Origin of the sequence: Marivita sp. (assembly GCF_020055675.1) — a bacterium.
In the GTDB taxonomy this organism is placed as follows: Bacteria; Pseudomonadota; Alphaproteobacteria; order Rhodobacterales; family Rhodobacteraceae; genus Marivita.
Genome location: NZ_JAIPUS010000007.1, coordinates 85,891 through 109,464 on the forward strand (window position 1 = coordinate 85,891; position 23,574 = coordinate 109,464).

Sequence of the window (23,574 nt, forward strand, 5' to 3'; positions counted from 1 at the left end):
GCCCACCCGGCCATCTGCCCCCCACCCGAATGGCCCGGTCGTCCCGGCACCCCTCGGGCCACTGTCTGATTATTGTCACAAAGTGGCGGCCCGCGCGGAGATTCGCGGCTGTCCGGCACCGGGGCAAGGGTCCAGTGCCTTGACGCATGCCAACCTCCACATCATCTGACATGATATCGCGGCCCTCAGTACGCCCCCTATGTCACAAGGATTCGTTGCCATGTTTGCGCGCCTCGCCATTTTCTCCAGCCTTGTTTTCGGCCTCGCTGCCCCCGCTTTTGCCGCAGGTCCCGAGGCCCCCCCGGCAGAGCCGGCGATGACGGCCCCGGCGGCAGAGCCCGCACCAACACGCCCACAGTTCGTGTTCACCCTGCGCGGCGGCGTTGCCGCATCGCCAGAGTATTTCGGCTCCGATGATTACGAGATCGGCCCGGACCTGGGCTTTCGCTTCAACTCCCTCGCGCTTGGCAATGGCCGCAGTTTTGGCAACCCCGACCCCTGGGCCGACAGCATGGGCCTGACATTCGGCGGGTCGTTCCGCTTCATCCAGGACCGCGACGCCGAAGATTTCGACGAACTCTCCGGTCTTGAAACCATCGACGCCGCAGTCGAGCTCGGCGCCTCCCTGCGCTACGGAACAGAGCATTTTGCCGCCTTTGGCGAGATGCGCCGCGGCTTTGGCGGACATGAAGGCTGGGTTGGAGAACTCGGCGCGGACGCGATCCTGCGCCCGTCCGACCGGCTCAGGCTCACCTTGGGTCCGCGCATCTTTTACGGCGATGACACCTATTCCGACACCTATTTCGGCGTCACCGCCGCCGAGGCCAGCGCCGACCTGTCGGCCTATGATCCCGAGGGCGGCATGGTGTCGGCCGGTGTCGAATTCGGAGCAAGCTATCAGATCAACGATGATTGGGGCCTCGAAGGCGCGCTCACCTGGGAAAAATACACCGACGACGCGTTGGACAGCCCGATTGTCGAACAGGGCTCGGATGAACAATGGGGGCTGCGCTTTGGCGTGACCCGCGTGTTCAGCATCGGCGGCTGATCGCCTTTGACGGCGATTGCCTCTGACCACCGGTGTGGTCTATCCAGTCGTTCGAAGCGACCGGGAGCAAAAATCGGTGAATGACAAAGTCTGTGTCGGAGCGATTGCCGGGGCCTTCGGGGTCCGCGGCGAAGTGCGCTTGAAAAGCTTTACCGCCACGCCGGAGGATATTGCCTCTTACGCGCCCCTCGAAACCGAGGACGGCGCGCGATCCTTTTCCGTCAAGATCACCCGCCAGATCAAGAACGGCCTTGCCGCGCGACTATCGGGCATCACCGACAAAGACGCCGCCGACGCCCTGCGCGGAACAGAGCTTTACGTCCCGCGTGATCGGCTGCCGTCGCTGCCGGATGATGAATTCTACCATGCCGACCTGATCGGGCTGCCCGTCACCGATACCGGGGGAACGCCGCTCGGAACCGTGATGGCGGTGCTCAACAACGGTGCCGACGACCTGTTGGAACTGCGCGCGCCCGGACAGAAACAATCGGTACTCCTGCCCTTTACCAAAACCGCCGTGCCGACGGTGGATCTTGCCCAGGGCCGGATCGTTGCCGATCCCCCCGAGGGTCTGTTCACGTGATGCGAAAGATCGTCATTCACGCGGGGTTTCACAAGACCGGAACGACCAGCGTGCAATCGATGCTGCGCGAAAATGCACCTGTGCTCGCGCCGCATGTGCGCGTGCTGCTGAAGCAGGATTTCGAGGATCTGACGAACAAGGCCCGCGCCTTTTCGATCGATCCCCGGGAAAAAACGCTGGCATCGGTCGACCGTGCCGCAACCGCGTTTTTCGACAGTCTGGACTTGGATGATCCGCGTCCGATTCTCATGTCATCGGAAGACCTCTCCGGCCACATGCCGGGCCGCCACGGGCTGGAATGTTACGACAGCGCCGGTCTGGTCATGAAATGCATCGCCGACGCCGCCCGTGCCAGGCTTGGCAAGACCGCGGACGTGCTGTTTTATTTTTCGACCCGCGCGCGCGCGCCGTGGTTGCGCAGCACGTGGTGGCAAAACCTGCGCAGCACGCGGCTGACACATGATTTCGCCAGTTACTGCGCCCAGTTCGACGCAGCGCGCAGCCTTGACGACATCCTGGCCGAGGTCGCTGCCGACGTGGCACCCGCCGGCGTCATGTCCTTCCCGCTTGAGACGGCGTCCGATCTGCCTCTTGGTCCGCTGGAGCCGCTTCTGGCGCTTCTGGACATGCCCGATCTCGACCGCGCCGTGCTGCGGTGTCTGCCGGCCGAAAACGTGCAACCCGATATCGGGATCGACCGCGTGTTTCTTGCGCTCAATCAAAGCGCCCTGCCCGAACAGGATGTGAAAGCCGCAAAGCGCATGATCCGCAGGATGGGGCGCCGCGCCACAAGCTGACCGGCACAGCGCCGCAGAACCGCCCCGAAATCACCATGTTTGCGACACAATGCGGTCGGGGTTTCGTCATACGACGGCGCCATCATCTCACAATCAATTGGGGACGGGCTGTTTGGTGGGCTTCTTGAAACGTGTCGTTCTTGGTCTGGCTGCGCTCTCTCCGGGCGTGGTTTTCCTGACGTTGCAGGAATTCGCCGTCTCCATGGCCTTCCTCGTGCTCGGCCTGTTCGGCGCGATTGGCGTGGCGGCCGTTGCCGTGGCGATGTCGCCCCCCGTGAAACAGGTCCCCTCCAGCGCGATCCTGTCGCGGCAGGATTACCCGTCACTGATCCTGGCCTCGGCTCTGCCCGACCTGAGAGCTGTGGCGCCCGATCCGCTCCAGCTTCGGGCGGTCTTGCAGACCATGATGGCGCCCCCCGCGACGGATCAGGATCTGCTGAACGAAGACCGGCAGATCGCGATGGTCCTGTCCCAGATCATGGCCCGTTGGGACAAATCCGACATCATGACCCTGACCGACGATCAGACCCGCGAGCTGTGGCTCGTGGATCGGCTCATGCGCGCCACCCCGGCAGAGGCGGGCGCGCTGGCGGGGTATTTCACCGCGCCCAATGCCATGTTGACCATGCGCGATACGCTGGCCGCCCCGGCCACTGCCTGAACTGGCAATCGCGCCGACAAGCCGTTAAGAGCGGCCCGTCAGCAAGAGGCAGACCCGATGAACACTCCCAAGACACCGCCGCAGAAATCGCACGGCCGCAAAGCCATCCGCCCGACGCGCGAACCGCGTGCGTTGATGGACCAGGCCCCCGACCTGGCCAAGGCCTGGAAAGCCCAGGTCATCACACTGTTGCCCGAGGCGTTTCCCGGCATCCTGGGCGAATCGCTGACCGGCCGCGCGCTCAAGGATGGGCTCTGGCAGTTGGACAGCGTGGCCCTGCGCCAATTCGGCGAAGGCAAGCACCGCAACGTCGATGACACACCCGCAGGCGGCGGCGCGGGCATGGTTCTGCGTCCCGACGTGATGGGCGCGGCGATCGACCACGCGCATGCACGCATGCCCCCGGCCGCGCCGCTGATCTATCTCAGCCCGCGCGGCAGGCCCTTTACCCAGGACATGGCGCACAGCCTTGCTGCCGGACCCGGCGTCAGCCTGATCTGTGGCCGCTTCGAAGGCCTGGACCAGCGCGTGATCGATCACTATCGCATTCTCGAAGTCAGCCTCGGCGATTTCATCCTCACCGGCGGCGAGATCGCGGCGCAAGCCCTGATCGACGCCTGCGTGCGCCTGCTGCCCGGCGTTCTGGGAAACGATGCCTCGACCGAGCACGAGAGCTTTTCCGACGGCCTGCTGGAGCATCCGCAGTATACCCGGCCGGCAGAATGGCGCGGGCAGAGGGTCCCGGATGTGCTGATGTCGGGCCATCACGGCGAAATCGCCAAGTGGCGCCACGCGCAATCCGAATCCCTGACCGAACAGCGCCGTCCCGATCTGTGGGCGCGCCATACCGCGACACCAAAAACGTCTTAGCGCAAAAGCGCGTTGGAACGCGCTTGCCGACGCGGTTTCGAAACCGCGTCAAAAGGGCTTTGCAAAGCCCTTGCCCGGCGTCGGGGGCCGGGATTTGGTCCTTGATTTGCCCCCGGGCTTCTGGTTTACCGCGCGTGTTTCGGGTGTCAGCCCGGTGCGGTGATTCCGTGTCGTCTTCGAACATGGCATAATCGCACCCGTCCCGGACCTGACAAGACAAAGACGACCTGATCTCTGGCGGGCGTGGGAAACACGGACCCGGACGAAGACCAAGAGCTCTGAGGCGCGCACACCTTTGCGGGGCAACCGCAAGCAGTTTAGGAGAAAAGCGATGAACCTGATCGCTCAACTGGAGGCGGAACAGATCGCCGCCCTCGGGAAGACAATTCCCGATTTCAAAGCAGGCGACACGATCCGTGTCGGCTACAAGGTGACCGAAGGCACCCGCACCCGTGTGCAGGCCTATGAAGGCGTCTGCATCAGCCGCCGACAGGGTGATGGCATTGCCGGGACGTTCACCGTTCGCAAGATTTCGTTCGGGGAAGGTGTGGAACGTGTCTTCCCGCTCTATTCCACGAACATCGACAGCATCGAGGTTGTCCGCCGCGGCCGCGTGCGCCGTGCCAAGCTGTACTACCTCCGTTCGCGTCGCGGCAAATCGGCCCGTATCGCGGAAGATGCAACGTATAAGCCCCTCAAGGGCGCAAACGCGTAAGGACCCCTGCGATGAAAAAAGACATCCATCCCGATTACCACCTGATCGACGTCAAGATGACCGACGGCACCGTGGTCCAGATGCGGTCCACCTGGGGCAGCGAAGGCGACCAGTTGTCGCTCGACATCGACCCGTCCGTGCACCCGGCCTGGACCGGCGGCAATTCGCGCCTCATGGACACCGGTGGACGCGTTTCGAAATTCAAGAAAAAATACGAAGGCCTCGGATTCTAGACCCCGCTGCCAACCGAGAGACAAGGGCCGCCCGGACATGGGCGGCCTTTTGCGTTCCGCGCCAGCGCAAAGGATCGGCAAGGCCCCGCATTCTCGGCGACACGGACACGTCACGTGAACGGGCCTGCCTTTGCGCAGCCCCTCTCGGGCCTCTGGCCGCCGCCCGGCCGGGCAAAACAGGTGAGACGCGCCTGCACCGCTGAGCAACCGATTTGACGACGGCCCGCTTCTCACGTTGCAACTCGCCGCATCTATGCGCATAGCTGGCAAAAAGCACCTGAGAGCAGACGCATGGCGCATATCATTGTTGTCGGAAATGAAAAGGGCGGCGCTGGCAAATCGACCGTGTCGATGCACGTGGCCACGGCGCTGGCGCGCATGGGCCACAAAGTCGGCGCGCTGGATCTCGACCTGCGGCAAAAAACGATGGGCCGCTATGTCACCAATCGCCTGGAAGAACTGGCACGCACGCAGCTCGATCTGCCCAGCCCACGCTTTCTTGAACTGCCCGAGATCGACCCCGACAGCCTGCAACCGGGCGAGAACATCTATGACCACCGCCTGTCCGCCGCCGTGGCCGAATTGGAGCCCGGAAGCGATTTCATCCTGATCGACTGCCCCGGGTCGCATACCCGCCTCAGCCAGGTGGCCCATTCGCTGGCCGACACGCTTGTCACACCGCTGAACGACAGCTTCGTGGATTTCGATTTGCTGGCCCATACCGATGCCGCCGGCGAAAAGATCGAAGGCCCCTCTGTCTACTCCGAGATGGTCTGGAACGCCCGCCAATTGCGGGCCCAGGCCGGGCTGCCCCCGATCGACTGGGTGGTGCTGCGCAACCGCCTTGGTGCACAGCAGATGGTCAACAAGGCCAAGATGGAAAAGGCGCTGGAGCGGCTGTCCAAGCGGATCGGCTTCCGCGTCGCTCCCGGTTTCAACGAACGGGTCATCTTCCGGGAGCTGTTCCCCCGCGGCATGACGCTGCTCGATCTCAAGGATATGGGCGTCAAACAACTCAATATTTCCAACATCGCCGCCCGTCAGGAATTGCGCGACCTGATCAAATCGCTCAACCTGCCGAATGTCTCGATCACCTTCTGAATGACCTGAATGACCGGCACCTCCCGCAAAGAGCTATGGTTCCGCATCGCCTTCAGCCTTGCCGGACTTGGGCTTCTCGGGGCGACGATCGCCGTGCGCGGCATCAGCAATTCCGCGGCCCTCGTGGAGGTAGTGGGAATCGCCGGCCTGTTCTTCGGCGGCACCGCGATCTGGTCCGCGATCCGGCTTTGGCGCAGTCGCAACTGACTTGCCTTGCTCCGCGTGCTTGTGTTTGATCGGGCCAAAAGGATACCACCATGCCCGCTCCCCTGAATCGCTTCAAAGCCCGGCTCGCCTCGGGCGAGCCTCAGCTTGGCCTTTGGCTCGCCCTTGGCAGCGGCTACGCCGCCGAGGTGGCCGCCTCCGCCGGGTATGACTGGCTGCTGATCGACGGCGAACACGCGCCCAATGACCTCGGATCGATCCACGAACAGCTCATGGCGCTGTCAGGCCATCCGGTATCGCCGATCCTGCGCTTGCCGCAGAACGACCCCGCCTTGATCAAACAGGCCCTCGACATGGGCGCGCAAAGCCTGCTGTGCCCGATGGTCAACTCTGCCGAAGACGCCCGCGCGATCGTCCGCGCCATGCGCTATCCGCCAGACGGCATACGCGGCGTCGGTCATGTGCTGGGCCGCGCATCCCGGTTCAATGGCGTGCCCGATTACCTGCAAACCGCGCAGGACGAATTGTGCCTGATCGTTCAGGCCGAAAGCACCGTGGCGATGGATGCGCTGGAAGAGATTTGTGGCGTCGATGGCGTGGACGGCGTGTTCATCGGCCCTGCGGATCTCTGTGCCGACATGGGCCTCTTGCCCGACATCGCCCATCCCGACGTGCGCGCCAGCATTCAAGACGGGTTGCGCCGCATCCGCGCCACCGGCAAGGCGGCGGGCATCATCGATACAGATCCGGTCCTGATCCAGCAGGACATGGACGCCGGCGCCAATTTCGTCGCCCTCGGGGCGGATTTGCTGGTGCTGGCCGGCGGTTTGCGCAGCCTTGTGGACACATGGAAACCCCGGACCACATGATCCGGGGCTCCCGACAGCACCTTGGGGTTGGGCCTATTCGGCAGGTACTGTATCCATCGCCGGGCTGCGGCGTGCAAAATGCTGGCGGTTCAGGCGCAGCACCAGCGCGATCGCGATCGCTTGCGCCACCAGCGCTACCGCTGTGACGGCCCAGTAGGCGACACCGAACTGCGCAACCGCCCCGGCAGCCACCAGCCCCTTGTTCAGGAAGAACTGGATCATCACCGCAAAGGCCACCGCCGGGCAGACCAGCGCATAAGAGCCGGGGGATGTGCTGGACCCGATGACAAAATCACGGAAATAGCCCTGACGGCGCATGACCACAGCACCCAGCAGCAGAAACGCCACCTGCACCGACACCAGCCGTGCCAGGAAAATCATCGTTTCACCCGGCTGTACCTGCACATCGAAGGCAACATGCAGACCGTGATCCTGCCGCAGGAACAGGATGCCCAGCACGGTGACAATCGGCACGATGATCATCAGCGTCGGTCCCGATTCCCGCGCGGTGCCATGCTGCAGCATCGACGCAAAGGCCGTGATCGCCGCGATCACGGTATAGAGGATCGCCGCCACCCCGAAGACCGTCGACAGGACCAACGCGATGGCCACGGTGGCGGGGGTCGTGCTCATCGCGGCGGGCGCGGCAAAGCCGACACCGATCATCGAGATGCTGAACGCCGGCAAGAGCTGCGCAAAGGAGTTATGCGCCGTCACGTCGAACACACCGCCCTTGGACAGCACACGCCCCAGGAACGCGCCGATCATCGAAAAGGCCATCACGCCGATCCCCGCGAAGGCGATCAATGCCAGCGGGAACAGGTACTCCACCACGCTCCAGAGCTGCGGCACAAAGACCAGCCCGACAATGAACATCGCGTTCACGCTCATGGCCAGCGCCAGCGGCATCGCCAGCAACGTGGCTTCGGCATTGGTCTGGCGCAGCTTGGCATAGTCATCGGTCTGCTTGAAAGCCGACAGCGCTTGCAGGTTCCAGATCAGGGACTTGATGTTGAGAAAGGCAAACACCGCGATGCCGACCAGCGCCACCGTGATCCCGGTCTGCAGCGCAAGCCCCCCCGTGGCAAAAGCCGCCGTGATATCCTCGAACACCGGCACGGGCTGACCGGGATGCGGCACCCAGAACATCAGGAACATGAAAAACGTCACCGCGATGCCGCCCGCGCCAAGCGACGCAAGGAAATAGATCGGCGAATAGGTATCGGCAGGTCTGGTTGTGGAATGATCCATGACGGGTCTCCTTTATATTCTGGTTTCGGAATATTTATACATTCCAATTTCAGAATGTAAAGACACAGGCGCACGGAATTTGTCAGCGCGGTCGCATCTCGCGTGAAGGCGTCCACAAGTCAGCCCAATATCTTGTGGATAATCACGGCCACCTCACCACATGCGGAGACAAATCGTTGACTCGCCGGCAGGCCCCGCGACACACTGCCCGAACGGCAGGGAATCAGGCAGGTTTCACAGGTGCGCTTTTCCAAACTTCGTTTGACAGGGTTCAAAAGCTTTGTTGACCCCACCGATCTGGTCATTGCCGATGGCCTGACCGGCGTCGTGGGTCCGAACGGCTGTGGCAAGTCCAACCTGCTCGAGGCGCTGCGCTGGGTGATGGGCGAGAACCGCCCGACCGCAATGCGCGGCGGCGGCATGGAGGACGTGATCTTTGCCGGCGCCGCCACGCGCCCTGCCCGAAACTATGCCGAGGTGTCGATCCATATCGACAATTCGGACCGGCTCGCCCCGGCAGGGTTCAACGATCAGGACCAGATCGACATCGTGCGCCGCATCACCCGCGACGCCGGCAGCGCGTTCAAGACCAATGGAAAGGACACGCGCGCCCGCGACGTGCAGATGCTCTTTGCCGACGCCTCCACCGGCTCGCATTCCCCCGCCCTCGTGCGGCAGGGCCAGATCAGTGAACTGATCAACGCCAAACCCAAGAACCGCCGCCGCATCCTTGAAGAGGCCGCTGGCATTTCCGGTCTCTACCAGCGCCGCCACGAGGCCGAGCTGAAGCTCAAGAACACCGAAGCAAACCTTCTGCGTGTCGATGACGTGATCGAACAGCTTGCCGCGCAGCTGACACAACTGGCCCGGCAAGCCAAGCAGGCGGCCCGCTACCGCGCCATCGGCGAAGAGCTGCGCCACGCCGAGGGTCTGCTGCTTTATCGCCGCTGGAAGGACGCCGACACCAGCCGCGCCGAGGCCGATGCGCAATTGCGCGAGCGGACGACAGCGGCGGCCAAGGCCGAAACCGCCGCGCGCGACGCAACCAAGGCGCGCGAACAGGCGGATGACGCGCTGCCCCCCCGGCGCGAGGAAGCCGCCATCGCCGCCGCCATCGTGCAGCGCCTGACGTTGCAACGCGACACCCTCTCCGAACAGGAACGCCGCGCCGAGGAGACGATCCAGACCCTCACACGCCGCATTGAGCAGTTGACCAGGGACATGGAGCGCGAAGGCGGCCTCAACCGGGATGCCGGCGAGACAATCCAGCAATTGGAATGGGAAGCGCGCGAACTCGAAAAGGCGGCCCAGGGCCATGACGACAAGATCGCCGCAGCATCACAGACGGCATCAGAGGCGGGCGCGATCCTGCAAGCCCGCGAAGCCGACCTGAGCCAGAAGACCGAAGATGTCGCCCGCCTCGCGGCGCGGCACCAATCGGCGCAGCGCCTTCTGTCGGACGCACGAAAGACGCTGGACCGGAACGAGGCCGAAACCACCCGCGCCCGCGCGGCAATGACAGCGGCGAAACAGGCGCTCACCGCGGCCAACACCGCCGCGGACCAGGCGCAGGAGGAACAGACCGCCGCACGCGACCTGTCCGAACGCGCCGATCAGGTCCTGACCGAAGCGGAAGCCGCCCGCGCCGAGACGCAATCGCTCGAAGCAGATGCCCGCGCCACAAGATCCGAAGCCGAAGGCGAGATGAGCGCGCTGTCTGCCGAGACCACCGCGCTGGCCCGCTTGCTGGATCGCGACACCGCCGAGGGGGGACAAATCCTTGACCGGCTGCAAGTCGAACAGGGCTTCGAAAAGGCGCTTGGGGCTGCCTTGGCCGACGATCTGCGCGCCCCCGAGGTCGGCGGCGATGGCCCGACCGGCTGGACCATCCTGCCCGCCTATGACACCGATCAACCCTTGCCCGATGGCATCACGCCGCTCACCCGTCACGTCTCGGTCCCCGAAGTTCTGGAACGCCGCATGGCGCAGATCGGCCTGGCCGATGCAGACGACGCCGCGCGGCTGCAACCGCTCCTGAAACCGGGACAGCGGCTGGTCAGCGTCGATGGCGATCTCTGGCGCTGGGATGGCTATCGCGCCTGGGCCGAAGACGCCCCATCGGCGGCGGCGCTGCGGCTTGAACAACTCAACCGGCTGGAAGCGCTGAAGCAGGAAACCGCGCGCGCCTCGGCCCGCGCCGAGGGCGCCCGCGACGCGCATGACAGCCTGACAGACCGTCTTGCGAGCCTCACCGAGGCCGAGAAAACCGCCCGCAAGGCCCGCCGCGATGCCGACGCTGCCGTCACGGACGCCGCGCGCAAGCTCTCTCGCGCCGAGGCCGACCGCGACATGGCCGAAGGCAAGCTCGAAAGCCTTGGCCTTGCCCTGTCACGCCACGAGGACGAGGCGACCACCGCGCGCGCGCAACTGACCGAGGCCGAGCGCGCGGTTGGCGATCTCGAAGATCTCGACGCCGCGCGCGCCGAAGTCGAGGACCTCAGGATGACCGTCGAGGCGGCGCGCATGACCATGATGGCCCGCCGCTCCGAACAGGACGAACTTCGCCGCGAAGGGGACGCCCGCAAGGCCCGGTCGCAGCAAGTGACAAAGGACCTCAGCGGGTGGCGGTACCGGCTCGAGACGGCGGAAAAGCGCAGCGCCGAACTCGCCGACCGCCGGACCGCCGCGCAGTCGGAACTCGATGCGGCCTCTGGCACCCCGGCCGAGCTTGCCGCCCAGCGCGACAGTCTGGGCCACGAGATCACGCAGGCCGAAGCGCGCAAGGCCGCCGCAGACGACGCCCTTTCCGCTGCCGAAGGCAGCCTGCGCCATGCCGATCAGGCCGAACGCGAGGCCGAACGCACCGCCTCTGAAGCGCGCGAGGCCCGCGCCCGCTCCGAAGCCCACGCCGAAGCCGCACGCGACGCCGTGATCGCCGCCGCGGAACGCATCGCAGACGAACAGGACACCAGCCCCACCGCGCTGCTGCAAAAGCTCGGGGCCGATCCCGACGCGCTGCCCAAGGCCGAGTCGATCGACAACGACGTGACCCGCCTGAAGCGTCAACGCGACGCGCTGGGTGCGGTCAACCTGCGCGCCGAGGAAGACGCCCGCGATGTTCAGGAAGAGCACGATTCCCTTCTGTCCGAGAAGGAGGATCTCGAAGAGGCGGTCAAAACCCTGCGCTCGGGCATTGCGTCGCTCAACCGCGAGGGCCGTGAACGGCTCCTGACCGCATTCGAGCAGGTCAACAACAACTTTTCCCTGCTCTTTACGCATCTGTTTGCCGGCGGCGAGGCCAACCTGGTCATGGTCGAAAGTGACGATCCCTTGGAGGCCGGGCTGGAAATCATGTGCCAGCCGCCGGGCAAGAAGCTGTCGACCCTGTCCTTGCTGTCGGGGGGCGAACAGACCCTCACGGCGCTGGCGCTCATCTTTGCGGTCTTTCTGGCCAACCCGGCCCCGATTTGCGTTCTGGACGAGGTCGATGCGCCGCTCGATGATGCCAATGTGACGCGTTTCTGCGACCTGCTGGACGAGATGTGCCGCCGCACCGAAACGCGCTTTCTGATCATCACGCATCACGCCGTCACCATGTCGCGCATGGACCGGCTCTTTGGTGTCACGATGCAGGAACAAGGGGTGAGCCAGCTTGTTTCGGTCGATCTGAACAAGGCCGAAAAGATGGTCGCGTAATCCAGTCTCGGCAGTGGCACTTGCGCTGGCGCTGGTGGTGGATGGTCCGTGCGGCCTTGGTCCGTCCAGAGACCGCGTCCAAACCTTTAAAAATCGTAAAGACGGCCCCGTAACCCACTGAAATCACTGAGCCGGTAGGCTGTCCCACGCGTGGGACGCTACCGCCGCCGGTTCCGCACCGCGCCACGCCAATGAGTCGGCACGATGATCAGCGCCCCCAGGGAGGACACGATCGCGTTCAGTCCGGGCGATCCGAATCCGATCCCGAACATGATGCGCACGAAATAGGCCACGAAGGCCCCGCCCACGCAGATGATGATGCTCTGAAGAATCCCGTTTCTGGTGAACCCCGTCTTCTCCGAGATATATCCGACGATCCCCGCGATCACGACGGTGCCCATCAAGATCATGAACATGATGTCTCTCCCAAACGGGTCCCGACCGGGACCGCCGATCCATGCAGGAAATCCGCCGCATCCTGTGCGCCCTTGCCGGCCCGTTGCGCCCGGCTGATCCTGACCGCGCCCTGCCCGCAAGCGATCGTGAACCGATCATCCAGCGCCGTTCCCACGGGCCCCGAGCCATCGACCACGCAGCTTCCCAGGAGCTTCACCCGGTCGCCGCCGATCAGGGTCCACGCCCCCGGGAAAGGCGACAGCCCGCGGATCAGGCGGTCCACCTCGGTCGCGGGGCGGGACCAGTCGATCCGGGCCTCGGATTTGTCGATCTTGTCGGCATAGGTGACGCCCTCATCAGGCTGTTGACGTGGGATGAGCCCGCCCGGATTTTCCAGCGCCTGCACGATCAGATCGGCACCGATGCCGCTCAACCGGTCATGCAGCGCCCCGGTTGTCTCTGTCTCGCCGATCGGGGTCGCGGACCGCAGCAGGACCGGGCCGGTGTCCAGCCCCGCCTCCATCTGCATGATGCACACCCCGGTCTCGGCATCCCCGGCCATGACCGCGCGATGGATCGGTGCAGCCCCCCGCCAGCGCGGCAGGAGCGACGCGTGGATGTTCAGGCAGCCATACCGTGGCGCATCCAGAATCGGCTGCGGCAGGATCAGCCCATAGGCCACCACCACCGCGACATCTGCCCCGAGCGCGGCAAAGTCCCGTTGGGCGACCTCGTTGCGCAGGCTCGTCGGGTGCCGCACATCAAGTCCCAACGCCACCGCCCGCGCGTGGACGGGGGTGGGCCGGTCCTTCCTGCCCCGGCCGGCAGGACGCGGCGGCTGACTGTAAACGGCGACGATCTCATGACCCGCCTCGACCAGCGCGTCGAGAACCGGAACCGAGAAATCCGGAGTGCCCATGAAGACGATCCGCATAGCCTATCCCTTCCGTTTCCGCGCGCGCCGCAAGAGCATATCGCGCTTGGGCCGGCTCAGATGATCGAAATACATCCGGCCGTTCAAATGGTCGATCTGGTGCTGCACCGACGTGGCCCAAAGGCCGACGAAATCCTGTTCCTGAACAATTCCATCCGCATCCATGAACCGGACGGTTACGGCGCGGGGCCGGTCTATGGTGGCGGACACGCCGGGCAGGTTTGGGCTGGCCTCTTCGTGGCTGCGCAATTGACCCGAGGCGTGCAGGATCTCGGGATTGGCCATGCGCACCGCCTTGCCACGCTCCTGGGAGGCATCGACCACGGCAAGCCGCTGCATCACGCCGATCTGCGGCGCGGCAAGACCGACACCGGGCATGGCTTCCATCGTGTCTATCATCTTGTCCAGGATCGCACGGATCTCGTCGGTGATCCTGTCCACCGGGTCCGCTGGCATGCGCAGGCATTTGTTCGGCCACGGCAGGCAGCGGCGCGCCGTCATGCCAAGGCCGTGTAGCGGGCTTCGACCTCGGAGCGTGCATCAAGGTCAAGCCGATCAAGGATCACCGTTCCGTCCAGGTGGTCCAGTTCGTGCTGCGCGCAGGTCGCGGCAAAGCCGGTCAGCGCGGTTTCACGGCGGGTGCCGTCAAGGTCGGTATAGGCCAAGGCTATTTCGGTCGGCCGCGTGACCTCGGCGGACACGCCGGGGATCGACAGGCAGGCCTCGGTTGCCACGGCGGTTGTTGTACCAGCCGTCAGGATTTCAGGGTTGATACAGACATAGGGCGTGCGCGGGCCTTCTTTCCATGTCGGATCCATCACGAAAACGCGCTGCATCACGCCGACCTGCGGCGCGGCAAGCCCGCGACCGGCGGCGTCATACATGGTCTCGAACATGTCCTGCACCAGGTCGTGCAATGTCATCGGATTGGTGACAGGCGCGCAGACCTCGGACAACCTGGGGTCGGGCCATTTGACGATGTCCAGCACACTCATGCCCGCGCCCTTTCCCGCTTGAGCTTGACCATCTTGCGCGTGATCATCTGGCGCTTCAACGGCTTGAGGTGATCGATGAAGAGCTTGCCGTTCAGGTGGTCAATCTCGTGCTGCACACATGTCGACCAGAGACCGTCAAACTCTTCTTCGCGCGGGGTGCCTGTTTCGTCGAGCCACCCCACCTTGACGGTCTCGGGCCGGGTGACATCGGCGAATTGATCGGGGATCGACAGGCAGCCTTCTTCGTAGACATTGCTGTCGTCCGAGAACGACAGGATCTCGGGGTTGAACATCACCAGCGGGCGCGAGGGTTCGTTTTCGTCCTTCACGCAGTCCAGCACGATCAGACGCGACATCACGCCGACCTGCGGTGCGGCCAGACCGATGCCGGGCGCGTCGTACATGGTTTCGAGCATGTTATTGGCCAGCGTGCGCAGATCGTCTGACAGATCAGGCACGGGCGCACAGGTCTTTTTCAGACGCGGGTCCGGATGGAGGATGATCGGCAATTTCATGGCAGTGATCTAGGCAATCCATGTGCCAAGGGCAAGTGACCGGGGCTTGCACCTGACGTTCACTGGGGTAGCGTCGCACAAAATCCCAACCGAGCGGAGCAGGACATGCGTGATTTCTTCAACATCCCCAACGATCGGCGCGGCACGCATAGTGCCAAATGGGATTTGCTTGAAAGCAAGTTCGACGTGGACGCGGAAGACGGACTCGCGATGTGGACGGCGGACAGCGATTATCCGACCGCCCCCTGCGTGCTGGCGGCGCTGCAAGAGGCGGTAGATCACGGCGTGTTCGGTTATTTCGCCGATTTCGATGCCTACCACGCGGCGATCCAATGGTGGATGAAAACGCGGCACGGCTGGGAGATCGACACCGATTGGATCCTGACCTCGCAGGGGCTTGGCAACGCGATCGCGCTTTGCGTCGACGTCTGGACCGATCCGGGCGACCGCGTTGTCACGTTCAACCCGGTCTATCACGAGTTCGAATGGAAGGTCCGCCGTGCCGGGCGGACACCGGTGCAATGCGAGATGCCACTTGACGGGGACACCTATCGGATCGATTTCGACGCCGCACAGGCGCAGTTGGACGGCACCGAGAAGCTGCTGATCTTCTGTTCGCCGCAAAACCCCTCGGGGCGCATCTGGACACAAGACGAGTTGCGCCAGGTGGCCGAGTTTGCCGCGCGCAACGACCTCATCGTGATCGCGGACGAGATCCACCACGATTTCATCTATCCCGGCCAGACATTCGTGCCGTTCGACGTGGCCGCCCCCGACGCGCGGGAGCGGTTGGTGGTTCTCACGGCATCGTCCAAGACCTTCAACATCGCCGGGCAAAAGACCGGCAACATGATCATCCCAGATGCCAAACTGCGCGAAGTGATGACCCAACGTTTGCGGTCGCTGGACTATTCGCCGAACGCCTTGGGGATCAAGATGGTGACAGCGGCCTATTCCCCCGAGGGCGCGAACTGGGTGGATGCGCAAATCGACCATCTGATCGAGAACCGGCGCATATTCGACGAGGCGGTCAACGCCATTCCCGGTGTGCGGTCTTTGCCCCTAGCGTCGACCTATCTGGCATGGGTTGATTTTTCCGGAACGGGCATGAGTTTCGAGGAGATCAGCGACAGGGTCCGCAAGGAGGCCGGCATCGCGCCCAGTCCGGGCCCGGAATTCGGCCCCGGCGGAGAGAGCTTTTTGCGATTCAACCTTGCCACGCAGCGTTACCGCGTCGAGGACGCCGCCAAACGTCTGCAAGAGGCGTTCAGCGATTTGCAATAAGGTCAGTTGCGCGGCTGGCGACCATGGCGCCGGTCAGGGCAAAGACCAGCACCGCGGCATGGTCGAGCAGCGTGATCAGCGTCACGCAGCGCCTTTCTTGAACGGCTTCATGCCCTCGCGCGCCAATTCGTCGGCGCGTTCGTTCTCGGGATGCCCGGCGTGGCCCTTGACCCATTCCCAGGTCACGTCGTGGCGCTGCTGCGCTTCGTCCAGCCGCTGCCACAATTCGACATTCTTGACCGGTTTCTTGTTGGCGGCCTTCCAGCCATTGCGTTTCCAGCCATGAATCCAGCCGGTCACGCCGTTCTTCACATAGGCGCTGTCGGTGATGATGGTCAGCGAAGACGCCCGCGCCAACGTCTCGAGCGCGTGAATCGCGGCAAGCAGTTCCATGCGGTTGTTGGTGGTGTTCGCCTCACCGCCTGACAACATGCGTTCCTTGAGGATGGTGTCGCCGTCCTTGGCCTGCATCAATACGCCCCAGCCGCCGGGACCCGGGTTTCCGGAACAGGCTCCGTCGGTATAGGCATAAAGGTCAGGCATGGGCGGTGATGGATATCCAGTTTTCTTCACCGCCGCTTAGCCCTTTGTCGCGGCCGCGTCGAGTGGAACCGACGGTAAATCCCGCAGCTTGCAGCAGCGTCGCGAGGTCGGGTTCGGTGTAGTAGCTGTAGTGGCGTCCCAGATTGTCGCGACCCTCGCCTGTGCCTTCCTTGACGGCGATGTGGAACAGGCCACCGGCTTTCAACGCCGTGTGGAGGGTCGACACATGACGTGGCATGTCGGCGCGGGAGGCGTGCAGCAGGCTGAAATTGGCCCAGACGCCGTCATAGATCGCGGTGCCTGTCAGGTCGTCGAAGGTCGCCTGCCACGCGGTGACACCGTCGATCTTCCCGGCAAGCGCGATCATCCCGGACGAAGCATCCACCGCGTCGACGGCGCAGCCGGCCCGCGCCATGTGCCGCGCGGATGTGCCGGGACCGCAGCCGAGGTCGAGCACCTTTGCCCCGCGCGGCAAGGCGGCAATAAAGGCGGACAGTGTTGCGCCCGGTGTCTCCGACGAATCGAGCTTGGCGTAATCCCCCGCGCGCGCATCGTAGACGGCGATCGTGTCGCGATCGGTCACCGGAAGACCCCGACTGACAGGCAGGCCACGACCAGCGCTGTCAACAACACGCGAAGCTGCATCCACCATTTCGGGGCAAGGCCCCATTGCCAGAACGCGAAATCCAGGATCAGCAGACCCAGAAACCCGAAGATCAGGTTGGTGCCGGCAGAGACCGGTCCGCCGCCCGCCATCAAGAACGCCCAGAGCGCCGGGATCACCGACAGCGCATAGCCCGTCGCCGCGCGCCCGCCATGTGCCTTGGTGGAAAACCCCCAAAGCACGCCGGACATGAAGCTGAGGATCACCATGCCGTAGCTGAGCTGTACATAGGGTCCGATGAACCGGGGGCCCAGCGTGTCCAGCCCCCATTGCGCCGCAGCATCGGACAGCAAGGTCAGCGCGCCCCAGGCAAAGGGGATCACGCCGGCAAGGCCAAGGGTCAGGGCAGAGCGGGGTATTTGCGTCATGGCGAGTCCGTCGTTTCGTGATGCTGCGCGACGTAGCTCAGGTTGTGTCAGTTGCCAACAAGACGGTTGCGGCAAATGACCGGTGTTGCGACCAATGCATGGCAGATCAGCAGTGGGCGCCCCCCAATGACGCTATACATTTGCCTGTCAATGATCTACACGCGCGCTTTGGTCCAATGGTGGGCCGCCCTTACATAAAGACGACTACCGTGAAAAAAGCCCTGCAAGACGCCCTTGATGCCCGTGGATATGACACGCTGACCCCTGTTCAGGAGGCGGTTCTGAACCCCGGATACGTCGGCGCAGACCTTCTGGTGTCCGCCCAGACCGGATCGGGCAAGACGCTTGGGTTCGGCCTTGCGATTGCGCCGACGATTCTCGAAGCCGAGGTCTTCGCTGCCGCGGGCGCGCCGGTGGCTTTGGTGATTGCACCGACCCGCGAACTGGCCTTGCAGGTGAAGCGCGAACTGGCGTGGCTTTATGCGCAGGCGGGCGTGGTCATGGCCTCGACCGTGGGCGGCATGGACATGCGCGATGAGCGCCGCGCATTGGAGCGCGGAGCGCATATCGTCGTCGCCACGCCCGGGCGCCTGCGCGACCATATCATGCGCGGCTCAATTGACCTGAGCGAATGTCGCGCAGTGGTTCTGGATGAAGCAGACGAGATGCTGGACCTCGGCTTCCGCGAAGACCTCGAGTTCATTTTGGGACAGGCTCCGCAGGAGCGGCAGACGCTCATGTTCTCTGCCACCGTGCCAAAGATGATCGCGACGCTGGCCAAAAGCTACCAGCGCGATGCGATCCGGGTGGTGACAAAATCCGACACCAGCCAGCACGCAGATATCGCCTACCGCGCCATGCAGGTGGCTGACAGGGACACCGACAATGCGGTGATCAATACGCTGCGCTTCTACGAAGCGCCGAACGCCATCGTCTTTGCCAACACCCGCGCGATGGTGAACCGTCTGACCACACGCCTGTCGAACCGGGGATTCCAGGTTGTGGCGCTCTCGGGCGAGCTATCGCAGACGGAACGCACCCACGCCTTGCAAGCGATGCGCGACGGCCGGGCGCAGGTCTGCGTGGCGACTGACGTGGCCGCACGCGGCATCGACCTGCCGAACCTCGATCTCGTGGTGCATGCCGAATTGCCGTCGAACCACGAAACCCTGCTGCACCGGTCCGGCCGGACCGGTCGCGCCGGGCGCAAGGGGGTGTCGGCCCTGATCGTCACGCCGAAAGTGCGCAAGAAGGCGGAGCGCATTCTTGCCATGGCCAAGCTGAAATCCGACTGGGGCGCGGCGCCCTCCGCAGAGGAGGTGCTGGCGCGCGACGAGGATCGGATGTTCGCCGATCCCGCGTGGGAAACACCCGTGGGCGAGTCCGAGGAGGCGGTCGTCTCCCGTCTGGTAGCGGAAAAGACGCCCGAACAGATCGCGGCGGCCTATCTGCGCCTGTTCCGCGAACAGCATACCGCGCCCGAGGAACTGTCGGACCCGGCAGCCAAGCCAGAGAAGCGGGCCGAGTTTGGTCCAAGCGTCTGGTTTGCGGTGTCTGGTGGCCGCGCCGCCGAGGCCGAACCGCGCCGGATCCTGCCGATGATTTGCGGCGCCGGCGATCTGAGCAAGGATGATATCGGTGCGATTCGCATCCAGCAGGATCATTCGCTTGTGCAAATCCGGGAAAGCGCGGTGGCGCAGCTGCTGAATGCCGTCGGACCCGAGATGACGTTGGAAAAGGGGGTGACCCTGACCCGTCTGGACAAAGCCCCCGACTTTGATCGCGGCGCAAAGCCGGGTGGCAAAGGTGGCCCCCGCCCCGAGCGCAAGCCGTATGGCGACGGTCCAAAACCAGCGCGGACATCCGACCACGACCGGCCCAGAGCGGACGCTGTGACGCCCGCAAGGGACGACACGCCGGCGGCACCGAAATCCGCCGCCCCCATCGACTGGAATGACGCGCCGACCCCGCGTGTGCGCAAACCGAAACCGGCGGATCGCAAGGGTCCGAAACCTGCGGGAAAACCCGACGCAAGGTCCGATGGCCCGCCGCGCGCCCGCAAGCCGTACCAAGGCAAATCCGATGGTCCGGCGCAGGACCGTAAACTCCATGGCGACACGTCCGGAGGCGACCGCCCGCCGCGTCGCTCCGAACGCGAATTCCAGGCCCAGCCCTACAAGGGCAAAGGCGGCAAGCCCAAGGGCCCGCCCCCGCCCGAGGGCAAACCGGACAGCAAAAAGAACATCGCGCGCGCCAAGGCCAGCGACCCGTCGCAAAGCATGCGCAAGCCCCGTGCCGGGGCTGGGAAACCGGCAGGCAAGTTCGGCGGGAAACCGGGCGGCAAGCCGGCTGGTAAATTCGGGGGGAAACCCGGCGGAAAACGGTGATGCGGCACGTGTGAACGCGCAGGCGACAACAGCTTCACCCCGGTGGGGTGCGTGCCTGCACGCACCGCAAGGGCACTCTCAGGCCGGGATCCTCAGCACACGTGGAACCTTGAATTCCACGTCTTCAACCGCTGTCTCGACCTGTTCCACCGTCACTTCGAATCTGTCGCGGAACGCCTCGATCACCTCGTTGATCAACTCTTCCGGGGCCGAGGCGCCCGCCGTGATGCCGATGCTGCCGATCCCTTCGAGCGCGCGCCAGTCAATATCCGGGGCGCGCTGAACCAGTTGCGCATAGCGGCACCCCGCCTTGCGCCCCACCTCGACCAACCGCCTGGAGTTCGATGAATTGGGTGCGCCGACAACCAGCATGGCGTCGCAGTCAGGGGCCATTGCCTTCACAGCCTCTTGCCGGTTGGTGGTCGCGTAGCAGATGTCTTCCTTGTGCGGGCCGACGATCCTGGGAAACCGGTCTTTCAGCGCCGCTACGATGTCGATCGTGTCGTCCACACTGAGCGTCGTCTGGGTCACGAAGGCCAGTTTGGCCGGATCACGCACCCTGACCCTGGCCACATCATCGACCGTTTCAACCAGAAGTACCTCGCCTTCGGGCAATTGTCCCATCGTCCCGACGGTCTCGGGATGACCCTCATGGCCGATCATGATCATCTGAAGCCCGTTTTCGTGGTGCCGGGTCGCTTCGATGTGGACCTTGCTGACCAACGGACAGGTTGCATCGACATAGATCATCTCGCGCTTTGCAGCCTCGGCGGGGACGGCCTTGGGCACGCCATGCGCGGAAAAGATCACCGGGCGGTCGTCGGGGCACTCGTCGAGTTCCTCGACAAAGACCGCGCCCTTGTCGCGCAGGCTGTCGACGACAAACTTGTTGTGCACGATCTCGTGGCGCACATAGACCGGCGCGCCCCATTTCTCGATCGCCATTTCTACGATCTTGATTGCGCGGTCCACACCGGCGCAGAACCCGCGCGGCGCGGCGAGGTACAGTTTCAGGGGTGGTCTGGTCATGCAAGCCTCCGTCTTGCCCCGAACCTAAAGCCTCTGGCGGCCCGGTTCCAGTCTTGAAGCACATCGCGATTGCGGCGAACTGGCCTATCCCGCGCGCGCGCCCTCTGCGCGCCCCCCGCGCTGCCCCGGTGAATTCGCGGTTGCAACCCCTGCGCGACGGGGGCATTGCGTTGGAATGCGCCTCACCGACTATCTCCGCGACAACGCGCCGTTCCTGACAACGGGGGCGATGCTCACGTTCCTGTCGTCATTTGGGCAGACCTATTTCATTTCCCTGTTTGCAGGCGAGGTGCGCCTTGCCTTTGATCTGAGCCATGGTGCCTGGGGCGGCATCTACATGATCGGAACGATGGCCTCAGCCGCGCTGATGGTCTGGGCCGGCGGGCTGACCGACATCTTTCGGGTCCGCATTCTTGCCCCGATCGTGCTGACCGGGCTGGCGCTGGCGAGCCTTGCAATGGCCCTCAACCCGTGGGTCTGGGCCTTGCCGTTCATCGTCTTTGCGTTGCGTTTTTTCGGGCAAGGCATGTGTTCACATATCGCCGTGATCGCGATGGCCCGTTGGTTCGTGGCAACAAGGGGGCGGGCGCTGTCCATTGCGTCATTGGGCTTTGCCACCGGTGAGGCTCTGGTTCCAATGGCTGTCGTCGCGGCGATGACGGTGATGGCGTGGCAAAATCTCTGGGTGATGGCGGCGGGCGTTTGCGTGCTCATGATCCCGGTCCTCAACCGGCTGCTGAGGCAGGAACGCACCCCGGCCTCGCACGCGGCAACCGATGTATCGGTCGGGATGCGCGGACACCACTGGAGGCGATTGCAGGCGCTGCGTCATCCGCTGTTCTGGTGCATGGTTCCCGCTGTCTTGGGACCGGCCGCATTCAACACGGCGTTCTTCTTTCACCAGGTGCACATTTCCGAGGTGAAAGGCGTGGAGCATCTGGTCTTTGTCAGTTTCTTCCCGCTCTACACAGCAATCGGCATCACGGCGATGGTGGTCTCGGGCTGGGCGTTGGACCGGTTGGGCACGGCGCGGCTGACCCCGTATTACCAACTGCCCATGGTCATTGCTTTCCTGATATTCGCCAACACACAAAACCCATTCGGCCTGGCGCTTGGGTTCGTTTTCCTTGGTCTGACTTCGGGCGCGAATACAACCTTGCCCAATGCGTTCTGGGCGGAATTCTACGGCACGGCCCATATCGGGTCGATCAAATCCATGGCGACAGCGGTCATGGTGCTCGGGTCTGCCATCGGTCCGGGACTGACGGGTGCGCTGATCGATTTTGGCATCGGGATCGAGACGCAGTTTTTCGCGATTGCCGGATACTTCCTGCTCACGACACTGACCATGTTCTTCGGCATCACCCGCGCAGCACGGGATGTACCGCCCGGCCAGTCTTCGGCAGATGTCAGAACGCCGCGGCCGTGATCAACGCGACGACGATATAGCGGATCGTCTTGGCAATTCCCACCAACAGAAAGAACAGCCAGACATTGGTCCGCATCACGCCGGCCACGACGGTCAGCGCGTCTCCCAATGGGGCCCAGCTTAGCAGCAGGGTCCAGACGCCCCACCTCAGGTACCACTGCCGCGCGCGCTCCAATTGCGCTTCTGTCACCGGAAACCACCGGCGTCCGTGATAGCGCTCGATCACCCGGCCCAGGACATAATTCAGCCCTGAGCCAAGGATGTTCCCGACACTGGCAAAAGCGATAACCCAAAAAATGTGGATGTCGTCGCGCAGTTGCAGCGCGACGAACACGATTTCGGATTGAAACGGCAGGATGGTCGCCGCGCCGAAGGCGACGAGGAACAATCCGACCAAAGCGAGAAGGTCACTCCACATGAGCCATCTTGCGCCGGGTCACTGTCACTCCTGATCGGCCGAGACCGTTTCACGGTCCGATACCGCGTCCCGCGGCGGGCGACCGATCACGTCTCGCAACTCAGACAGTTCGATGAAGTTGTCGGCTTGCCGGCGCAACTCGTCAGCAATCATCGGCGGCTGGCTGCGGATTGTGGAGACCACCGACACCCGAACGCCCCGGCGCTGCAGGCTTTCCACCAGCGGCCGGAAATCGCCATCACCCGAGAACAGCACGATGTGATCGACATGCTCGGACAAGTCCATGGCATCGACCGTCAGTTCGATATCCATGTTGCCCTTGACCTTGCGACGACCCTGGCTGTCGGTGTACTCCTTGGCCGGTTTCGTCCGCATGTTGAAACCATTGTAATGAAGCCAGTCCACCAGCGGGCGGATCGGCGAATACTCGTCATTCTCCAACAAGGCAGTGTAGTAGAACGCGCGCAAAAGCTTGCCGCGGCGCACGAACTCCTGGCGCAGCAGTTTGTAGTCGATGTCAAACCCAAGTGATTTTGCCGCCGCGTAGAGATTGGAGCCATCAATAAACAGCGCCAAACGCTCGTCTTTGTAGAACATGAACTGAGCCTTCCTTAAAATAATCG

At 63.8% G+C, this 23,574-nt stretch carries 26 protein-coding genes and 1 pseudogene; 14 read left to right on the forward strand and 13 right to left on the reverse strand.

The window, feature by feature from the left end:
* Positions 1–220: 220 nt before the first annotated feature.
* The 10 genes from LCF59_RS07080 to LCF59_RS07125 all read left to right on the forward strand — a co-directional run bounded on the left by LCF59_RS07080 (position 221) and on the right by LCF59_RS07125 (position 7,042).
* Positions 221–1,048 (forward strand): MipA/OmpV family protein, encoded by an 828-nt coding sequence (locus LCF59_RS07080; RefSeq protein WP_292286747.1) that lies wholly within the window; start codon positions 221–223, stop codon positions 1,046–1,048.
* A 76-nt stretch (positions 1,049–1,124) separates the two neighbouring features.
* Positions 1,125–1,631: a ribosome maturation factor RimM gene (gene rimM / locus LCF59_RS07085; RefSeq protein ID WP_292286748.1), complete on the forward strand. Its 507-nt coding sequence runs from the start codon at positions 1,125–1,127 to the stop codon at positions 1,629–1,631.
* The gene (locus LCF59_RS07090) at positions 1,631–2,428 is read left to right on the forward strand and encodes a hypothetical protein (protein WP_292286749.1); all 798 of its coding nucleotides are present in this window, start codon (positions 1,631–1,633) and stop codon (positions 2,426–2,428) included. The genes rimM and LCF59_RS07090 overlap by 1 nt, the downstream gene beginning before the upstream one ends.
* Positions 2,429–2,552: 124 nt before the next feature.
* Positions 2,553–3,089, forward strand: coding sequence for a hypothetical protein (locus LCF59_RS07095; RefSeq protein ID WP_292286750.1), 537 nt, complete (start codon positions 2,553–2,555; stop codon positions 3,087–3,089).
* Positions 3,090–3,146: 57 nt separating this feature from the next.
* A complete protein-coding gene (gene trmD / locus LCF59_RS07100; RefSeq protein ID WP_292286751.1) occupies positions 3,147–3,959 on the forward strand; it encodes a tRNA (guanosine(37)-N1)-methyltransferase TrmD in 813 nt (270 codons plus the stop codon).
* Between the two features lie 331 nt (positions 3,960–4,290).
* A complete protein-coding gene (gene rplS, locus LCF59_RS07105; protein ID WP_292286752.1) occupies positions 4,291–4,674 on the forward strand; it encodes a 50S ribosomal protein L19 in 384 nt (127 codons plus the stop codon).
* Between the two features lie 11 nt (positions 4,675–4,685).
* Entirely contained in the window at positions 4,686–4,907 is a 222-nt protein-coding gene (gene rpmE / locus LCF59_RS07110) for a 50S ribosomal protein L31 (protein WP_292286753.1), read from the forward strand.
* A 291-nt stretch (positions 4,908–5,198) separates the two neighbouring features.
* Positions 5,199–6,008, forward strand: a complete 810-nt coding sequence (locus LCF59_RS07115; RefSeq protein WP_292286754.1) for a division plane positioning ATPase MipZ — start codon at positions 5,199–5,201, stop codon at positions 6,006–6,008.
* A 9-nt stretch (positions 6,009–6,017) separates the two neighbouring features.
* On the forward strand, positions 6,018–6,215 hold the full coding sequence (locus LCF59_RS07120; protein WP_292286755.1) for a hypothetical protein: 198 nt from the start codon (positions 6,018–6,020) through the stop codon (positions 6,213–6,215).
* 50 nt (positions 6,216–6,265) lie between these two features.
* Complete coding sequence (locus tag LCF59_RS07125) at positions 6,266–7,042, forward strand: HpcH/HpaI aldolase/citrate lyase family protein (RefSeq protein ID WP_292286756.1); 777 nt, start codon at positions 6,266–6,268, stop codon at positions 7,040–7,042.
* Positions 7,043–7,075: 33 nt separating this feature from the next.
* On the opposite strand, the gene LCF59_RS07130 is transcribed toward LCF59_RS07125, so the two are convergent.
* Positions 7,076–8,293, reverse strand: coding sequence for a hypothetical protein (locus tag LCF59_RS07130; RefSeq protein WP_292286757.1), 1,218 nt, complete (start codon positions 8,291–8,293; stop codon positions 7,076–7,078).
* 240 nt (positions 8,294–8,533) lie between these two features.
* Between LCF59_RS07130 and LCF59_RS07135 the strand changes: the two genes are divergently transcribed.
* Positions 8,534–11,989: an AAA family ATPase gene (locus LCF59_RS07135; RefSeq protein ID WP_292286758.1), complete on the forward strand. Its 3,456-nt coding sequence runs from the start codon at positions 8,534–8,536 to the stop codon at positions 11,987–11,989.
* Between the two features lie 158 nt (positions 11,990–12,147).
* Here LCF59_RS07135 and LCF59_RS07140 read toward each other — a convergent pair whose 3' ends face one another.
* Genes LCF59_RS07140 through def (LCF59_RS07160) form a run of 5 tightly spaced genes read right to left on the reverse strand, consistent with a single transcriptional unit; the run spans position 12,148 to position 14,829 of the window.
* Positions 12,148–12,405 (reverse strand): hypothetical protein, encoded by a 258-nt coding sequence (locus LCF59_RS07140; protein ID WP_292286759.1) that lies wholly within the window; start codon positions 12,403–12,405, stop codon positions 12,148–12,150.
* On the reverse strand, positions 12,396–13,319 hold the full coding sequence (fmt, locus tag LCF59_RS07145; protein WP_292286760.1) for a methionyl-tRNA formyltransferase: 924 nt from the start codon (positions 13,317–13,319) through the stop codon (positions 12,396–12,398). Before fmt ends, LCF59_RS07140 begins: the two co-directional genes overlap by 10 nt.
* A gap of 3 nt (positions 13,320–13,322) precedes the next feature.
* Positions 13,323–13,820 (reverse strand): peptide deformylase, encoded by a 498-nt coding sequence (gene def / locus LCF59_RS07150; protein ID WP_292286761.1) that lies wholly within the window; start codon positions 13,818–13,820, stop codon positions 13,323–13,325.
* Positions 13,817–14,314: a peptide deformylase gene (gene def / locus LCF59_RS07155; protein ID WP_292286762.1), complete on the reverse strand. Its 498-nt coding sequence runs from the start codon at positions 14,312–14,314 to the stop codon at positions 13,817–13,819. Before def (LCF59_RS07155) ends, def (LCF59_RS07150) begins: the two co-directional genes overlap by 4 nt.
* Positions 14,311–14,829: a peptide deformylase gene (gene def, locus LCF59_RS07160; RefSeq protein WP_292286763.1), complete on the reverse strand. Its 519-nt coding sequence runs from the start codon at positions 14,827–14,829 to the stop codon at positions 14,311–14,313. The genes def (LCF59_RS07155) and def (LCF59_RS07160) overlap by 4 nt, the downstream gene beginning before the upstream one ends.
* Positions 14,830–14,934: 105 nt before the next feature.
* Here def (LCF59_RS07160) and LCF59_RS07165 point away from each other — a divergent pair, with 105 nt between their 5' ends.
* Complete coding sequence (locus LCF59_RS07165) at positions 14,935–16,113, forward strand: MalY/PatB family protein (protein WP_292286764.1); 1,179 nt, start codon at positions 14,935–14,937, stop codon at positions 16,111–16,113.
* 7 nt (positions 16,114–16,120) lie between these two features.
* Here LCF59_RS07165 and LCF59_RS07170 read toward each other — a convergent pair.
* The 4 genes and pseudogenes from LCF59_RS07170 to LCF59_RS07185 all read right to left on the reverse strand — a co-directional run.
* A pseudogene (locus LCF59_RS07170) lies at positions 16,121–16,198 on the reverse strand (trimeric intracellular cation channel family protein); the annotation flags it as partial.
* The gene (gene rnhA, locus LCF59_RS07175; RefSeq protein ID WP_292286765.1) at positions 16,195–16,656 is read right to left on the reverse strand and encodes a ribonuclease HI; all 462 of its coding nucleotides are present in this window, start codon (positions 16,654–16,656) and stop codon (positions 16,195–16,197) included. The pseudogene LCF59_RS07170 and the gene rnhA, both read right to left, overlap by 4 nt.
* Positions 16,649–17,239 (reverse strand): class I SAM-dependent methyltransferase, encoded by a 591-nt coding sequence (locus LCF59_RS07180; RefSeq protein WP_292286766.1) that lies wholly within the window; start codon positions 17,237–17,239, stop codon positions 16,649–16,651. Before LCF59_RS07180 ends, rnhA begins: the two co-directional genes overlap by 8 nt.
* Positions 17,236–17,688, reverse strand: a complete 453-nt coding sequence (locus LCF59_RS07185; protein ID WP_292286767.1) for a DUF3429 domain-containing protein — start codon at positions 17,686–17,688, stop codon at positions 17,236–17,238. The genes LCF59_RS07180 and LCF59_RS07185 overlap by 4 nt, the downstream gene beginning before the upstream one ends.
* 209 nt (positions 17,689–17,897) lie before the next feature.
* Here LCF59_RS07185 and LCF59_RS07190 point away from each other — a divergent pair, with 209 nt between their 5' ends.
* Positions 17,898–20,075: a DEAD/DEAH box helicase gene (locus LCF59_RS07190; RefSeq protein ID WP_292286768.1), complete on the forward strand. Its 2,178-nt coding sequence runs from the start codon at positions 17,898–17,900 to the stop codon at positions 20,073–20,075.
* A gap of 78 nt (positions 20,076–20,153) precedes the next feature.
* Here LCF59_RS07190 and ispH read toward each other — a convergent pair whose 3' ends face one another.
* Complete coding sequence (gene ispH / locus LCF59_RS07195; RefSeq protein ID WP_292286769.1) at positions 20,154–21,104, reverse strand: 4-hydroxy-3-methylbut-2-enyl diphosphate reductase; 951 nt, start codon at positions 21,102–21,104, stop codon at positions 20,154–20,156.
* Between the two features lie 175 nt (positions 21,105–21,279).
* On the opposite strand from ispH, the gene LCF59_RS07200 reads away from it, so the two are divergent.
* Positions 21,280–22,533, forward strand: coding sequence for an MFS transporter (locus tag LCF59_RS07200; RefSeq protein ID WP_292286770.1), 1,254 nt, complete (start codon positions 21,280–21,282; stop codon positions 22,531–22,533).
* Here the strand turns inward: LCF59_RS07200 and LCF59_RS07205 are convergent.
* Positions 22,514–22,951, reverse strand: a complete 438-nt coding sequence (locus tag LCF59_RS07205) for a YqaA family protein (RefSeq protein WP_292286771.1) — start codon at positions 22,949–22,951, stop codon at positions 22,514–22,516. The two genes, LCF59_RS07200 and LCF59_RS07205, sit on opposite strands and share 20 nt — an antisense overlap.
* 24 nt (positions 22,952–22,975) lie before the next feature.
* Positions 22,976–23,548, reverse strand: a complete 573-nt coding sequence (locus LCF59_RS07210) for an NYN domain-containing protein (RefSeq protein ID WP_292286772.1) — start codon at positions 23,546–23,548, stop codon at positions 22,976–22,978.
* Between the last annotated feature and the right edge of the window lie 26 nt (positions 23,549–23,574).